Genomic DNA, 14363 nt, shown 5'->3' with positions numbered 1-14363 from the left:
CCCACCAGGGCGCCCAGGCCCCCCAGGATTGCCGCGCCCAGCCCAAACGCATTGGCCATCTGCCCGTCTCCTCGTCTGTGAACAGCTACGGAGCCGGCCCCACCGTGGACGCGTCCGGAGCCTCCACCAGGTCGCCATAGGCGCGCCAGGTGGCCAGGCCGAGCCAGGGGAAGACGATCACCAGGGCGAGGAAGCCGGTGAGGAGGGTCGAGAGGGTCAGGGCCGCGATCAGCAGGGCCCAGAGGATCATCGGCCCGAAATTGGCGGCCACGGCGCGGAAGCTGGTGATGGTGGCGGCGAAGACGCTGGTTCGACGGTCCAGGAGCATGGGGGCCGAGACCACCACCAGGCCATAGGTGAGAAAGGCCAGCGCCCCGCCGATCAGGGAGCCGACGATCAGCATGCGATGGCCTTCCGGCGTGTAGAGCGCGAAGTCCGCCAGGGTCTCCACCGTGCGGTAGATGACCCAGGTCGACAGGCCGTAGACGATCTGGGCGATCTGCAGCCAGAAGAAGAAGATCATCAGCAGGGCCAGGCCCAGTATGGCGACGTCGGCCGAGAGCGCCCGGGGCACGAACAGCATGCGGGCCAGCGTCGGGCGCTCGCCACGGGCCAACAGGGCGCCGGCCTCGTAGAGCCCCATGGCCAGCATGGGCGCCACGAAGACAAAGCCGCAGGTCAGGGCGAAGACCCAGAAGGCGCCGCCTGTGGCCACGAAGCTCAGGGTCATCCCCAGACTGAAGGCCGTCAGCGCCAGGCCGTAGGCCAGCAGGGGCGGCCAGGCGCGCCAGAGATCCTTCCAGGCGCCCCCCAGCCAGCGGAACGGCGCGGCCATGCCGATACGCCTCACCCGCAGCAATCCGCCCGATGACGTCATGGTCCCTCCCCCGCACGTCGGCGTCGTTGCGCCGCGGCGCTCCCAGGGTCGGGTGCGGAAGGCCCCGGCCGCATTGCGCCAGATCAAAGCGCGTCATCGCACCGCGGTCCGTGCGCTCAAACTTGCGCCACCGGCGACATTCCTGCGTCCACTCGACGCTTTTCCGTCTCCGTTCCGACGTCCAAAGCTGCTAGGGAGCGGTCAAGACGGCCGGGCTGGCCGCAGCCGCCCGGCTGGGCGGGAGTTTCGGGAGGGACGTGAGGGCCGATGGCCGCACCAGGCATCGCCATTCGAGGACAACGGAGCCTGCTGCGGCAGATCCGCGAGGCCCTGGCCGGCGGCGGGCCCGCGCAGTCACGCCTGGACATGGTGGTGCGCATCATCGCGCGCTCGATGGTGGCCGAGGTCTGCTCGCTCTACATGCGCGGCGGCGCCAACGACATGGAGCTGTTCGCCACCGAGGGCCTGGACCCCACCGCCGTCCACGTCACCCGTCTGAAACCCGGCGAGGGCCTGGTGGGCGAGATCATGCGCCTGGGCCGGCCGCTGAACCTGTCTGACGCGCCGAACCATCCGGCCTTCTCATATCGCCCGGAAACCGGCGAAGACCCCTTCCACGCCTTCCTGGGCGTGCCCCTGTTGCGCGGCGGCCGGGCGATCGGCGTGCTGGTGGTGCAGAACCGCACCGAGCGGGTCTATGTCGACGACGAGGTCGAGGATCTGCAGATCGTCGCCATGGTCCTGGCCGAGATGGTGGCCGGCGGGGAGCTGATCTCCGAGGGCGAACTGAAGGGCGTCGAGCTCGCCCCGCACAAGCCCGAGCGTCTGAAGGGCGCCAAGTTCGCCGACGGCCTGGCGATGGGCGTCGCGGTGCTGCACGAGCCGCCGGTGGCGCCCTCGCAGCTCCTGGCGGACGACGTGGTGGCCGAGGAGGCGCGGCTCGAGACCGCCATCTCCAGCCTCCAGGCCCAGATCGACGAAATGCTGGACGGACAACACGGCAAGCTGGCCGATGTCTCCTATGAGGTGCTCGACACCTACCGCATGTTCGCCCACGACCGCGGCTGGAACCGCGGCCTGCAGGACGCGGTGCGCAACGGCCTGACCGCTGAAGCGGCGGTGGAACGGGTGCGGTCCGAGCACCGGGCCCGCCTCGGTCAAGCGCGCGACCCCTACCTGCGCGAGCGCCTGCACGACTTCGAGGACCTGGCCGACCGGTTGCTGCGCCACCTGTCGGGCGACGCCCATTCGACGCGCGAACTGCCTGAGAACGCGATCCTGATCGCGCGCAACCTCGGTCCCGCCGACCTGCTGGAATACGACCGCACCAATCTGAAGGGGCTGCTGCTGGAGGAAGGCTCCTCGGCCAGCCACGCGGCCATCGTGGCGCGCGCCCTGGACATCCCCTGCGTCGGCCGGCTCTCGGGACTTCGCGACCGGGTGTCGGAGGGCGATGCGGTCATCGTCGACGCCGAGACCGGCGAGGCCTATCTGCGCCCGCGCCTCGACGTGGTGAAATCGTTGAAGGCCCGCTTGGAAGTCCGCCTTCAGCGCCGCGCCGAGTTCGCCAAACTTCGCGACACGCCGGCCTTCACCCGCGACGGCGCCAAGATCACCCTGCTGATGAACGCCGGCCTGGACGTCGATCTCGACATCCTGGGCGAGACAGGCGCGGAGGGCATCGGCCTGTTCCGCACCGAGTTCCAGTTCATGGTCGCCGAGGAGATGCCGCGCTTCAACGCCCAGACGGCCCTGTATGGCCGAGTGATGGACGCGGCCGGCGACATGCCGGTCACCTTCCGCACCCTGGATCTCGGCGGCGACAAGGTGCTGCCCTACATGGAGGCCGAGCGCGAGGAGAACCCCGCCCTGGGCTGGCGCGCCATCCGCATGGGACTGGACCGCCCCGCCCTGCTGCGCCTGCAACTGCGCGCCCTGATCGCCGCGGCGCGCGGCCGGCCGCTGCGGATCATGTTCCCGCTGGTGGCCAGCGTCGACGAGTTCCGCGCCGCCCGCGCCCTGGTCGATCACGAGGTGGCCTGGGCCCAGCGCCGCGGCCGCCCGGCGCCGTCACGGCTGGACGTCGGCGCCATGATCGAGGCTCCGGCCCTGATCTGGCATCTAGACGCCCTGCTGCCCATGACCGACTTCGTCAGCGTCGGCACCAATGACCTGATGCAGTACCTGTTCGCCGCCGACCGCGGGAACCCGCGCGTCGCCGACCGCTACGACATGCTGTCGCCGCCCTTCTTGCGCGCCCTGGAGAGCATCCAGAGCGCCTGCGCCGAGACCGGAACCCCGGTCTCGGTCTGCGGTGAGATGGGGGGGCGGCCGCTGGAGGCGTTTGTCCTTGTGGCGCTTGGGTTTGAGCGCCTTTCGATGCCCCCGGCCGGGATCGGTCCGGTCAAGCAGATGGTGCTGTCCTGCGATCGCGAGGCGGCCCGCCGCGGCGTCTCGGCCCTGATCAAGGGATCTGCAGGCTCGATCCGCAACGAGATCGAGACCCTCGCGCGAAAATTGTACCTCGCCATCTGAGAGCATCAGCTCTTCGAGCTTGGCCATTGGTCACAATTTCGATCCGGGTCGACCTTCAAAAGTCGGGTCGCCGAGGCGCCGGGGGCAAGGTCTCGCGGCCTTGCCGCGGCGCAATAGCACATTGAATTCCGTGGCCAAAACTGCTAGTCGCAACAGTCTATTAAAGACTGTGTGGCATCAGATCGGGCTGTCTTCGCGCGCCTCTGGCCGCGGATGAGAGAAGGGGCTTCGGGTAGCCATGCCGCTCGATACTGGCCGGGTTACAGATCTGCATTTGCGGAGCGATGGGCCTGTCGATCCCGGCCCGGTTGAATCCCACATGCCCGGCTTGAACAGCGGCCCCAATATTGGCGCGGCCCTGAAGGCCGTGCGCGAGTCGCGCGGGCTGAGCGTCGAATCCCTGGCCGACACCACCCGCATTCGCCGGGCCTATCTGGCGGCCATCGAGGAGATGCGGCTGGAGCAGCTCCCGTCGCGCCCCTTCACCATCGGCTATGTTCGGGCCTACGCCAACGCACTCGGCCTGGACGGCGAGGCCGCCGTCGAACGCTTCAAGCTCGATGAACCGACGCCCGACACCGCCCTGCGCGAGCCCGTCGGCGTCGGGCACGAGAAGGACCCGCGCCTGACCCTGATCCTGATCGTCGGAACCCTGATGATCGGCGCCATCGTCCTTTGGAACGTCGCCCAGCGGGCGATGGGCGACCAGGCTCAGCCGGCCCATACGGCGCCGCAGACCTCGGCGCTCAGCCAGGCGGCGGCCACGCCGTCCGGCCCGGTGTCCCTCGGCGCGCCCTTGCCCGCGCCGGTGGAGTCCACCACGCCCACGCCTTACGAAACGCCCGGCCTGGCCGACGCCACGGCGGCCGGCGGCTCCTCCGACGCCGTGGAGGCGGCGAAGCTGGCGGCCAAGATCAATCCGGCGGTTCCGGCGGCCCAGCCAACCGAGACATTGGCGCCTGCCTTCGTGGCCAGTGGCGCGGTCTACGGCGCCGAACCCGGCCTGTCGGTGGTGACGCTGCAGGCCCGCAGGTCGGCGTCGCTGATCGTGCGCGGCGGTGACGGCGCCGTCTACTTCGCCCGCCAGCTCTCAGCCGGCGAAGCCTACCGCGCCCCGGCGCTCAAGGGATTGACGGTGGAGGTCTCAGACCCCACCGCCGTCCAGGTGTTCGTCGGCGGCCAGTCCAAGGGTCTTCTGCCGGCCACCACCGCCTCGCTGGAAAAGCTCGCCCTCTAGACGCCGGCCCCTCGCCTAGGGCCTGAGGTCCGTCGCGGCGCGGTAGCTGCCGTCCATGTAGAATGGGGTGGAGGCGTGCTCGTGGACGATCTTCCACGCGCCCTCGATCCGGCGCAGGCCGAGCGTGGATCGGAACCAGATGTCGACCACCTCTCCGTCGGTCTTGGCGCCGGTCATGTGGACGAGGCCATAGGCCAGGGCCAGGTCGCCCGAGACCTCGATGTGCTGGTCGGACGCCTCGGAGACGATCGGCGTGGCCCAGGTGGCGTACCATTGCTCCAGGCCCGAGCGGTCGCGGGTGCGGCCGATAGCGTGGGCCAGCGGCGGGGCGAGATCGTAGCTCACCACATCGTCGGCGAGGACGGCGACGGAGGCGAGCGGGTCGCGGGCGTGGAGGGCGTCGGCGCGGGCCTGCAGCAGGTCGCGGATCTGTTCGGCGTCGGTCATGGGTCTCTCCTGTGGAATGGACGTGACGCCACGCGGCGTCGCCCCGAGGACGCGGCGGGCCGCCAAGCCCCCGACATTTCGCGCGGCGCATTTTTTCTGATCGGCGCCGATGCGCGCGCGGGCTTGGGGATCGCGGCGAAATCCCCTATTTTCCGGACGCCATGAGCACACAAGATCACACCCATCTCCGTCCCTGGCGCGCCGTCGCGCGCCGTCCCTCGCGCAAGATCCGGGTGGGGAATGTCGAGGTGGGGGGCGATGCTCCGATCACCGTGCAGTCGATGACCAACACGCTGACGGCCGACGCCGCGGCGACCATCGACCAGATTCGGCAATTGGAGGAGGCCGGCGCCGACATCGTCCGGGTCTCGTGCCCCGACGAGGCCTCGACCGCGGCGTTGGGCACGATCGTCAAGGCCTCGAAGGTCCCGATCGTCGCCGACATCCACTTCCACTACAAACGCGGGATCGAGGCCGCCAAGGCGGGCGCGGCCTGCCTGCGGATCAATCCGGGCAATATCGGCAACGCGGCGCGCGTCCGCGAGGTCATCCAGGCGGCCCGCGATCATGGCTGCTCCATGCGCATCGGCGTCAACGCCGGCAGCCTGGAGCCGCACCTGTTGGAGCGCTATGGCGAGCCCTGCCCCGAGGCCATGGTGCAGAGCGCGCTCGACCACGCCAAGATCCTGCAGGACCACGACTTCCACGAGTTCAAGATCAGCGTGAAGGCGTCGGACGTCTTCATGACAGTGGCCGCCTATCAGCAGCTCGCCGAGGCCATCGACTGCCCCCTGCATGTGGGCGTGACCGAGGCCGGCGCCCTGCGCAACGGCACGGTGAAGTCGGCCATCGGCATGGGCAATCTGCTTTGGGCCGGCATCGGCGACACCATCCGGGTCAGCCTGGCCGCCGATCCCGTCGAGGAGATCAAGGTCGGCTTCGACATCCTGAAATCGTTGGGCCTGCGCCATCGGGGCGTCAACATCATCGCCTGCCCGTCCTGCGCGCGGCAGGGGTTCAACGTGATCAAGACCGTGGAGACCCTGGAAGCGCGGCTGGCGCACATCTCCCAGCCCATGAGCCTGTCGATCATCGGCTGCGTGGTGAACGGTCCGGGCGAGGCCCTCATGACCGACATCGGTTTCACCGGCGGCGGCAAGGGCGCGGGCATGGTCTACATGGCCGGCAAGGCCCATCACAAGATGGACAACGAGGCGATGGTCGAACACATCGTCGAGCTGGTGGAAGCCAAGGCCGCCGAGCTCGCCAAGGCCCAGGACCTGGCGCTCGCAGCGGCCGAGTAGCGCAACCGCCCTTCACCGACTGTTGGCGATCGCCGCTTAATCTCTCGAAGATCAGTAGAGTGAGGCGTTCGCTTGACATCCCCCGCCACCGACAACCGTCGCGCCGTCGTTCGCGTCCTGGGCCACGAGATCCTGCGGACCCTGAGTTCCATGGCCCGCCTGCACGACGGCGACATGATCGCCCTGCTGATCTTCACCGGCATCTGGACGATCAACAGCCAGCACCTGATCGGCGAGACCAACCGCTACGCTGCGCTGCGCGACATCCCGCCCGACAGCCAGCGACGGCCGGCGACCCTGGGCGAGTTGGGGCGGCTGGTGGCCATCCCCGAGCCGATACTGAGAGACTATGTCGAGCGTCTCATCGAACAGGGGCGGGTCGAACGGACCTCGGCGGGCCTGCTCGTCCCCTCGGCGGTGTTCACTCAGTCCGAGATGCTGGACGCCTCGAACGAGCTCTATACGGACCTTGTGACCATGGTGTCGGCGTTGCGCGACGCGGGTTTCCGGTTCGGCGAAGCGGCCTGACGTCCGAAGATTGCAGGGTTGTCACGAAAATGACGCCCCCGTCACCCTTGCGCAGGACGCCAAGGCTTGCTTAGGTTCGCCGCCTAATCAGGGAGGGACACCATGTCCGCGGACGGCAACTGGAAGATCACCATTAATTCGCCCATGGGCGCTCAGGAAGTCGAGGCGGTCATCACCACGAGCGGCGACACCTTCACGGGCTCCACCAAGGGCCGCATGGGTGAGCAGACGATCGAAGGCAAGGTGAGCGGTGACACGCTGACCTGGTCCAGCTCGATCACCCAACCCATGCCCATGACGCTGGAATTTTCGGCGACGGTGTCGGGCGACACCATGAGCGGCAACGTGAAGCTGGGCGCCTTCGGGTCGGCCCCGCTGACCGGCGTTCGCGCCTAAGCGACTTCGCGACAGCGACGTTGAAGGCCCCCGTCGCGAGGCGGGGGCTTTTTTCGTTTGTTTGGCTTCTTGGCGCGACGGCGCTAGAGGAAGCCTCCTCTTTTCAACCCCGGTGATCAGACCCCGTGCAACTTCCCCAGGCCAGACTGGATCAGGTGCTCGACCGCTTCCGCGAGATCGAGGCGCGGATGGGGGCGGCGACCGAAGGCCCGGAGATCGTCAGGCTCTCGAAGGAGCACGCCGAGCTGAAGCCGGTGGCCGACGCGGTCATGGCCGTGGCCCGCGCGCGCGACGAGATGCCGGAGCTGGAGGAGATGGCCCGGGCCGGCGACCCAGAGATGGCGGGCCTGGCCCAGGAAGAGCTTCAGGCGCTGAACGACAGCCTGCCGGAACTCGAACGCCAGGTCGCCCTGCTGCTGGCCCCCAAGGACAAGGACGAGAACGCCTCGGCCATCCTGGAAGTCCGCGCCGGCACGGGCGGCGACGAGGCCGCCCTGTTCGCGGGCGACCTGTTCCGCATGTACCAGCGCTACGCCCAGGCCCAGGGTTGGAAAGTGGAGATCGACTCCGTCTCCGAGGGCGAGGTGGGCGGATACAAGGAAATCATCGCCTCCATCAATGGCGACGGGGTGTTCGGCAAGCTGAAGTTCGAAAGCGGCGTGCACCGGGTTCAGCGGGTGCCCGACACCGAAGCCGGTGGCCGCATCCACACCTCGGCCGCCACCGTGGCCGTCCTACCCGAGGTCGAGGACGTGGAGATCGACATCCGCGATCAGGACCTGCGCATCGACACCTATCGCTCGTCGGGCGCCGGCGGGCAGCACGTCAACAAGACCGACTCGGCCGTGCGGATCACGCACCTGCCCACCGGCATCGTGGTCACCAGCTCCGAGAAGTCGCAGCACCAGAACCGCGCTCGGGCCATGAAGGTCCTGCAGGCGCGGCTCTACGATCAGCAGCGCGAAGCCCTGGACTCGGCCCGCGCCGACGCCCGCAAGACCCAGGTAGGTTCCGGCGACCGCTCGGAGCGCATCCGCACCTACAATTTCCCGCAGGGCCGCGTGACCGACCACCGCATCAACCTGACGCTCTACAACCTGGCCAAGGTCATGGAGGGCGAAGGCCTCGCCGACGTGATCAACCCGTTGATCGCCGAGGATCAGGCCGCGCGGTTGTCGGCCTTGGAAGACGAGTTCGGCTGACGTTTCAGCGCTCCGCTCACGCGCCCGGCCTGCTGTGTGATCTTCGAGATGTCCAGGTGGAAGGCCAGGCCGACCGTGTCGGCCATGGCCGCGCCGCGGGCGCCCATGGCCTGTTCGGGACCCGTGGTGGAATCCAGCGCCGTCTGATGCTCGATCTCGGCGTTCAGCTCGGCGCCGATCAGCACGACCATCACCGAGAACCAGATCCACATCATGAATCCGATCGCCGCGCCAAGGGCTCCATAGGTGGCGTCGAAATGGGCTACGCTGTTGACATACCAGGAAAATCCCAGGGACCCGCCCAGCCACAGACAGGCAGCCACGATCCCACCCAGGGACACCCAGCTCCAGCGGGCGCGCGCCCGGCACGGCGCGTAGCGGTAGACGATCGAAAACCCACCGGCCGCGATGGTTAGGAGAACCAGCCAGCGCAGCGGGACCCAGACCGCGGCCAGGACGGTCAGGCCTAGTCGCTCGAACGCCACGGGCGCGGCCACCAGGGTCGAGGTCATCACCACAAGGAAGACCAGGGTGGCGAAGGTGAAGCTGTAGGTGAGCACCGTCAGTCGGACCACGCTTCGCTTCTCTTCCTCATCATAGGCAATGTTCAGGCCGTGGAAGAGCGCCTTCATACCTGCGTTCGCCGTCCAGACCGAGAATAGCAGGCTCACCAGGAAGGCCACGGAGAGAGAGGCTGGCGGACGGAGGGCCAGGCGCACCATTTGGTCTCCGACGATGCTCACCACCTCGCGGGGAAAGACCGTCGACATCTCGTTCAACTGCTGCTGCACCGCGCCGAGATCGGCGAAGATGCCGTATAGCGATACGAACACGCCGATCGCCGGAAACAGGGCCAACAGCGTATAGAAGGTCACCCCGCCGGCCACCGAGGGAAGTCGGTCACGACCAATCTCCTGATAGGTGCGCCAGGCGATATCCTTCCAACCCTTCGCCGGTATGTGATGGGGTCCCTGGGCGAGGCGCCCGCGTCCTGGCTCGGCGGCTTCGAAGGCTGGCGGCGCGGCGGTGGCCTCGACGCTCATCCCAGGGCGCGGCGGCAAGCCTCGACGCCGCCACAGCTCCGTCATGGCGACAAGCGCGATCCAGGGCGCGACCCGGAAGGCCAACGACCCGACGCGGCGCACGACGCGATCGGTTCTGCGGTCCAAGCTCGGCCTCCCATTCGACGCTCAAGCCTCAACACCCGAGGTCCGGCACCGTTCCTGGCGGCTTACCGATCCGTCATTGGACAAGTCGCGCGCGGCTTGCCTTCATCCGCGCTCTTCGGGAGTGACCGCATGAGACACCTGACCTTGATCATCCTGGCCATGGGCCTGGCCTTCGGCGGCGCCGCCATGGCCGCCGAGCCCGTCGGCCTCTGCCACTTCGGGACCTATCGCCTGGCCGACGGCCAACTGGTCGATGTGGGGCCAACCACGGACGGCATGCGCTGGCGCAGGATGGACGGAACCACCGGCAAGAACGTCAAGGGCGCCGACGGCGTCTGGACCAGCCGCCTGGGCTGGACCGAGCGGCCAGATGGGATCACGGCGACCTTCGGCGACTGCGCGCAGGACACCATCACCTTCGCCGGAAAAGCCGGCCGCAAGCTGAGGTTCGAGGTTCAGGACACGCGGTTCCAGGGCGACGGCGTCGCCCTGCGCGGCCGACTGGTCCTGCCGCCGGGCGAGGGCCCGGTCCCCATCGCCATCCTCGTGCACGGCTCGGAGAGCAATTCGGCCGTCGACAACAACTCCACCCAACGCATCTGGCCGGCCAACGGAGTGGGGGTCTTCGTCTACGACAAGCGCGGCACCGGTGGGTCGGACGGCCGCTACAACCAGGACTTTCGCCAACTGGCCCGCGACGCCGCCGCGGCGGTCAAGGAAGCCCGGCGCCTCGCGGGCAAGCGCGCCGGGCGGGTCGGTCTGGACGGCGGCAGCCAGGGCGGATGGATCGCGCCGCTGGCCGCGACGCTCACCCCGGTCGATTTCGTCGTCGCCCGGTTCGGCTTGGCCGAGGGCGCCCTGGCCGAGGACCGCGGCGAGGTCATGCAGGGTCTGACCGACAAGGGCCACGGCCCCGAGGTGCTGGCCAAGGCGCGCGAGATCACCGACGCCACGGGCAAGGTCATGGCCAGCAACTTCACCGACGGCTGGGCCGAACTGGACGCCGTGCGCAAGCGCTACGGCGCCGAGCCCTGGTTCAAGGACATCAAGGGCGAGTTCAGCGGCCAGATCCTGGCCGCGCCCGAGGCTGCCGGGCGCATCGCCGGGCCCTTCTTCAACCAGGGAACCTCGTGGGACTACGAGCCCCTGCCCGTCCTGCGCGCGCTGGATACGCCGATGCTTTGGATCCTGGCCGGGTCCGACCGCGAGGCGCCGCCCGCCGAGACCCGACGCCGGCTGGTCATGCTGGCCCGCGAGGGCCGGCCGGTCCAGGTGCTGGAGTACCCCAACACCGATCACGGCATCGTCGAGTTCGAGACCGCCCCGGACGGCAAGCGGACACCCACCCGCTACGCTGACGGCTACTACCGCGCGGTGATCGACTTCACGAAAACCGGCCAGCTGCCCGGCCGCTACGGGGCGGCGCTGCGCCTGACGGACCGCGCCGGACGCTGATCGACGCGGCGCGCTTGAACTGTGGCGAAGGTTGCGGCTACCAGAGGCCATGACCGGTCATATCGCCGCCCTCTATCGTCACCCCGTCAAGGGCTTCACGCCCGAACGGCTGGATCACGCCGACCTGACGATCGGCGGGCCGTTCCCCTGCGATCGGCTCTATGCCGTCGAGAACGGGCCATCGGGCTTCGATCCGGCCGCGTCGGCCTTTGTCTCCAAGCAGAAATTCGCGGTGCTGGCGGCGATCCCGGAGGTCGCCATGGCGCGGACCGCCTATGACGAGACGACCCACACCCTGCGCGCCACGGCGCCGGGTCAGCCTGACTTCGAGGCGCCCATGGCCGAAGCTGCTGGTCAGGCCGCCTTCGCCATCTGGCTCGCGGGCCTGCTGGGAGAGGCCGCGCAGGGACCCTTGCGGGTCATCGAGGCTCCTGGTCACCGGTTCATGGACCACCCCCTCGGCCACGTCTCGATCATCAACCTGGCCACGGTGCGCGATCTTGAAGCGAAGATTGGGCGGCCCCTCGATCCCATGCGATTCCGCGGCAATGTCTATGTCGAGGGCTGGCCCGCCTGGGTCGAGAATGGATGGGCCGGCCGCGAGCTGATGGTGGGGTTCGCCCGCGCAAAGGTCTACAAGCCCATCGTCCGCTGCGCCGCCACCCACGTCGACCCGACGACGGCCGAGCGCGACATGGATGTGGTCAAGGCGCTGTTCGACAACTACGGCCACATGAACCTGGGCATCTATGTCCACGTCACCGATGGCGGTCGACTGACCGTCGGCGACGCTTGCACCGAACCGGAAGCGCCGGAATGACCCTGAACCTGTTGCAGGCCTGGCAGACCGCCAAGGCGCGGCTCGACGCCGCGGGCCTGGCCAGCCCGGTGATCGACGCGCGCCTGATGGTCGAGGCCGCCGCCGACGCTTCTCGCGCCGACATCGTCACCGATCCCTACCGCCCGCTGACCCCTGAGCAGGAGGCGACGCTCACCGACTATCTGGCGCGGCGCGAACGGCGCGAACCGGTCAGCCACATCCTAGGCCGCAAGGGCTTCTGGAAGATCATGCTGACGGTGACGCCCGACGTGCTGACGCCGCGCCCGGACACCGAGGTGATCGTCGACTACGTGCTCAAGGGCTGGCCCGAGCAGATGGCGTTCAACATCCTGGACCTGGGCGTCGGCTCCGGCGCCATCATCCTCTCGATCCTGGCCGAACGCTCCGCCGCCAAGGGTCTCGGCGTCGACGTGTCGTCCGAAGCCTTGGCCGTGGCCCGCGAGAACGCCGCCAATCTGGGCCTGGCCGACCGCCTCGCCCTGCTGCGCGGCGACTGGACGGCTGGCCTGGGTGACGCGAGCTTCGACGTGGTGGTCTCCAATCCGCCCTACATCGCCTCCGGCGTGATCGAGACCCTCGAGCCCGAGGTCAAGGACCACGAGCCGCGCATCGCCCTGGACGGCGGACCTGACGGCCTGGAGCATTACCGGCGCCTGGCGCCGGAGATCCTGCGGGTGCTTAAGCCAGGCGGCATGTTCGCCGTGGAGATCGGCTACGACCAGAAAGACGCCGTCGAAGCTCTGTTCACCGAAGCCGGCGGAAGAGACGTCTGGACCATCAAGGACCTCTCCCTGAACGACCGCGTTGTGGTCGGCACGAAAAACCCCTTGGAAACCTCGGCTTGAATCGCTAAGTCTTTCTCCTGTCTCCACCCAATTCGCCGGGTTCCGGACGTTCTGAGAAACCAGGACGGACAACCGCTACGGCAGGCGCGCCGATCTGCGTGTCACGCGCCTAAAAGTCAGGGCGGACGACGGGGAACACACACGTCTTCAACACGGATTTCGGGCGATGGCGCCCGATCCAAGGCGAGAGGATAGACCGCGCGCCGTCGGCATAGCCGGAGCGCAGCGGGATGATCACAAAGAATGAGAGATTTCAAGGGTATGAAGCGCCAGCGCGGCCGCAATCGCGGCGGCGGCGGTGGTGGTGGCGGTAAGCCACAGCAGCAAAACGCCAACCGAGCGTTCGATTCGAACGGTCCGGAAGGCGCGAAGGTGCGCGGCAACGCCCAGCATGTTTTCGAGAAATACCAACAGCTCGCCCGCGACGCATCCACCGGCGGCGACCGGGTTCTGGCTGAGAACTACCTGCAGCATGCCGAGCACTACTTCCGGGTCGTGCGCGCCATGCAGCCCACCCGTCCGGCCAGCGATATCCTGGGCCGCGACAACATCACCTCCGGGTTCGACATCGATTTCGAAGATGAGAGCGGGGCCCAGGCCGCCGCAGCCGCGGACGCCGCGGCCGCCGAGGCCGAGAGCGACAACCCCGAGGGCGGCGAAGGCGAGGGTCAACAGCCGCGCGAGCGCTGGCGCGAAGAGCGTCCCCGTGATGAACGGCCGCGCGACGAGCGGCCCCGCGATGACCGCCAGCGGGACGATCGTCCTCGCGATGACCGCCCGCGCAACGACCGTTTCGAAGGCCAAGGTCAGAATCGCGGCCGCGACCGCTGGCGCGACCGCGACGACCGCCCCCGGGGCGAAGGTCAGGGGCAGCAGCGCGACGACCGTCCGGCGCGCACCGACGATCGCCCCCGCGACGAACGTCCTCGCGATGACAGGCCCCGTGATGATAGGCCCCGCGATGACCGGCCCCGTGACGAACGTCCTCGCGAAGACCGCGCCGCGCAGGACGACCGCCCCCGCCGCGAGCGTTTCGACCGTGATCGCGATCGTCCGGAACGCGACCCCCTGGCGGTTGTCGAGCCCAAGGCCTCCCCGCTGGTCGTCCGCGAGGAACAGGCGTCGCCCGTGCTGCGCGACGACGACGGCGGCGAAAGCCATGCGCCCGCCTTCCTGAAGGCTCCGAAGCTTCCGCGAGCCGCCGCGCCCAAGGCGGTGGCCGAAGAGGCGGCCGGCGAGGAGAAACCCAAGGCCAAGCGCCGCCGGGCTCCGCGCAGCTTCGAGGGCGGCGAAGGCCCCGCCTCCAGCGAGACCGAGGACGCCTAGGCCGAGCGCCTAGAAATTGAGAGCTAGGAGGACGCCCGCCCTGATCGGCGGGCGTCCTTTTTTTTAGAACGTGTAGCCAGCGCCGATCCGGAAGCTGCGGCCCGGCAGGGGCGCCAGGTCCTTCAGGAACGAGGCGTGCTCCCGAGCCTCGGCGTCGTTGATGTTCCGGGCGTCGGCGAAGATCTTCAGGCCCTTGTCAGT

At 68.6% G+C, this 14363-nt stretch carries 13 protein-coding genes and 1 pseudogene; 11 read left to right on the top strand and 3 right to left on the bottom strand.

Annotated elements, in window-relative coordinates; genetic code table 11:
* Positions 1 to 85 precede the first annotated feature (85 nt).
* Positions 86 to 877, bottom strand: a complete 792-nt coding sequence (locus RMO04_RS11615; protein WP_309644944.1) for a DUF2189 domain-containing protein — start codon at positions 875 to 877, stop codon at positions 86 to 88.
* 267 nt (positions 878 to 1144) lie between these two features.
* Here RMO04_RS11615 and ptsP point away from each other — a divergent pair, with 267 nt between their 5' ends.
* A complete protein-coding gene (gene ptsP / locus RMO04_RS11610) occupies positions 1145 to 3412 on the top strand; it encodes a phosphoenolpyruvate--protein phosphotransferase (protein ID WP_309644943.1) in 2268 nt (755 codons plus the stop codon).
* A gap of 319 nt (positions 3413 to 3731) precedes the next feature.
* Positions 3732 to 4649 carry a RodZ domain-containing protein gene (locus RMO04_RS11605; protein ID WP_309644942.1) on the top strand — a complete coding sequence of 306 codons (918 nt, stop codon included), beginning with the start codon at positions 3732 to 3734 and terminating at the stop codon, positions 4647 to 4649.
* A gap of 15 nt (positions 4650 to 4664) precedes the next feature.
* On the opposite strand, the gene RMO04_RS11600 is transcribed toward RMO04_RS11605, so the two are convergent.
* Complete coding sequence (locus RMO04_RS11600) at positions 4665 to 5096, bottom strand: nuclear transport factor 2 family protein (RefSeq protein ID WP_309644941.1); 432 nt, start codon at positions 5094 to 5096, stop codon at positions 4665 to 4667.
* A gap of 161 nt (positions 5097 to 5257) precedes the next feature.
* On the opposite strand from RMO04_RS11600, the gene ispG reads away from it, so the two are divergent.
* From ispG to prfA, 4 genes are all read left to right on the top strand, one after another.
* Positions 5258 to 6400, top strand: a complete 1143-nt coding sequence (gene ispG / locus RMO04_RS11595) for a flavodoxin-dependent (E)-4-hydroxy-3-methylbut-2-enyl-diphosphate synthase (protein WP_309644940.1) — start codon at positions 5258 to 5260, stop codon at positions 6398 to 6400.
* Positions 6401 to 6472: 72 nt separating this feature from the next.
* Positions 6473 to 6928 (top strand): hypothetical protein, encoded by a 456-nt coding sequence (locus RMO04_RS11590; protein WP_309644939.1) that lies wholly within the window; start codon positions 6473 to 6475, stop codon positions 6926 to 6928.
* Positions 6929 to 7030: 102 nt separating this feature from the next.
* Positions 7031 to 7324 (top strand): hypothetical protein, encoded by a 294-nt coding sequence (locus tag RMO04_RS11585; protein ID WP_309644938.1) that lies wholly within the window; start codon positions 7031 to 7033, stop codon positions 7322 to 7324.
* A 125-nt stretch (positions 7325 to 7449) separates the two neighbouring features.
* On the top strand, positions 7450 to 8526 hold the full coding sequence (gene prfA / locus RMO04_RS11580; RefSeq protein WP_309644937.1) for a peptide chain release factor 1: 1077 nt from the start codon (positions 7450 to 7452) through the stop codon (positions 8524 to 8526).
* Here the strand turns inward: prfA and RMO04_RS11575 are convergent.
* Entirely contained in the window at positions 8484 to 9695 is a 1212-nt protein-coding gene (locus RMO04_RS11575) for a YihY/virulence factor BrkB family protein (protein ID WP_309644936.1), read from the bottom strand. The genes prfA and RMO04_RS11575 overlap by 43 nt on opposite strands.
* Before the next feature lie 129 nt (positions 9696 to 9824).
* Here RMO04_RS11575 and RMO04_RS11570 point away from each other — a divergent pair, with 129 nt between their 5' ends.
* The 5 genes and pseudogenes from RMO04_RS11570 to RMO04_RS11550 all read left to right on the top strand — a co-directional run bounded on the left by RMO04_RS11570 (position 9825) and on the right by RMO04_RS11550 (position 14162).
* Positions 9825 to 11150: a serine aminopeptidase domain-containing protein gene (locus tag RMO04_RS11570; RefSeq protein ID WP_309644935.1), complete on the top strand. Its 1326-nt coding sequence runs from the start codon at positions 9825 to 9827 to the stop codon at positions 11148 to 11150.
* 49 nt (positions 11151 to 11199) lie between these two features.
* Positions 11200 to 11970 carry an MOSC domain-containing protein gene (locus tag RMO04_RS11565; protein WP_309644934.1) on the top strand — a complete coding sequence of 257 codons (771 nt, stop codon included), beginning with the start codon at positions 11200 to 11202 and terminating at the stop codon, positions 11968 to 11970.
* Entirely contained in the window at positions 11967 to 12836 is an 870-nt protein-coding gene (gene prmC, locus RMO04_RS11560; protein ID WP_309644933.1) for a peptide chain release factor N(5)-glutamine methyltransferase, read from the top strand. Before RMO04_RS11565 ends, prmC begins: the two co-directional genes overlap by 4 nt.
* A gap of 243 nt (positions 12837 to 13079) precedes the next feature.
* Positions 13080 to 13289 (top strand): annotated as a pseudogene (locus tag RMO04_RS11555) (DUF4167 domain-containing protein); the annotation flags it as partial.
* Positions 13290 to 13964: 675 nt separating this feature from the next.
* Positions 13965 to 14162, top strand: a complete 198-nt coding sequence (locus RMO04_RS11550) for a hypothetical protein (RefSeq protein ID WP_309644226.1) — start codon at positions 13965 to 13967, stop codon at positions 14160 to 14162.
* The last annotated feature ends 201 nt before the right edge of the window (positions 14163 to 14363 follow it).

Source organism: Phenylobacterium sp., from assembly GCF_031412415.1.
GTDB lineage: Bacteria > Pseudomonadota > Alphaproteobacteria > Caulobacterales > Caulobacteraceae > Phenylobacterium.
The sequence above is the reverse complement of the archived record's forward strand: the minus strand, read 5'-3'. Positions and strand labels throughout refer to the sequence as shown.

Bases quoted from the DNA above. Each gene is read 5' to 3' on its own strand.
- RMO04_RS11615 (WP_309644944.1), bottom strand. From the start codon at position 877: ATGACGTCATCGGGCGGATTGCTGCGGGTGAGGCGTATCGGCATGGCC.
- ptsP (WP_309644943.1), top strand. From the start codon at position 1,145: ATGGCCGCACCAGGCATCGCCATTCGAGGACAACGGAGCCTGCTGCGG.
- RMO04_RS11605 (WP_309644942.1), top strand. From the start codon at position 3,732: ATGCCCGGCTTGAACAGCGGCCCCAATATTGGCGCGGCCCTGAAGGCC.
- RMO04_RS11600 (WP_309644941.1), bottom strand. From the start codon at position 5,096: ATGACCGACGCCGAACAGATCCGCGACCTGCTGCAGGCCCGCGCCGAC.
- ispG (WP_309644940.1), top strand. From the start codon at position 5,258: ATGAGCACACAAGATCACACCCATCTCCGTCCCTGGCGCGCCGTCGCG.
- RMO04_RS11585 (WP_309644938.1), top strand. From the start codon at position 7,031: ATGTCCGCGGACGGCAACTGGAAGATCACCATTAATTCGCCCATGGGC.
- RMO04_RS11570 (WP_309644935.1), top strand. From the start codon at position 9,825: ATGAGACACCTGACCTTGATCATCCTGGCCATGGGCCTGGCCTTCGGC.
- RMO04_RS11565 (WP_309644934.1), top strand. From the start codon at position 11,200: ATGACCGGTCATATCGCCGCCCTCTATCGTCACCCCGTCAAGGGCTTC.
- prmC (WP_309644933.1), top strand. From the start codon at position 11,967: ATGACCCTGAACCTGTTGCAGGCCTGGCAGACCGCCAAGGCGCGGCTC.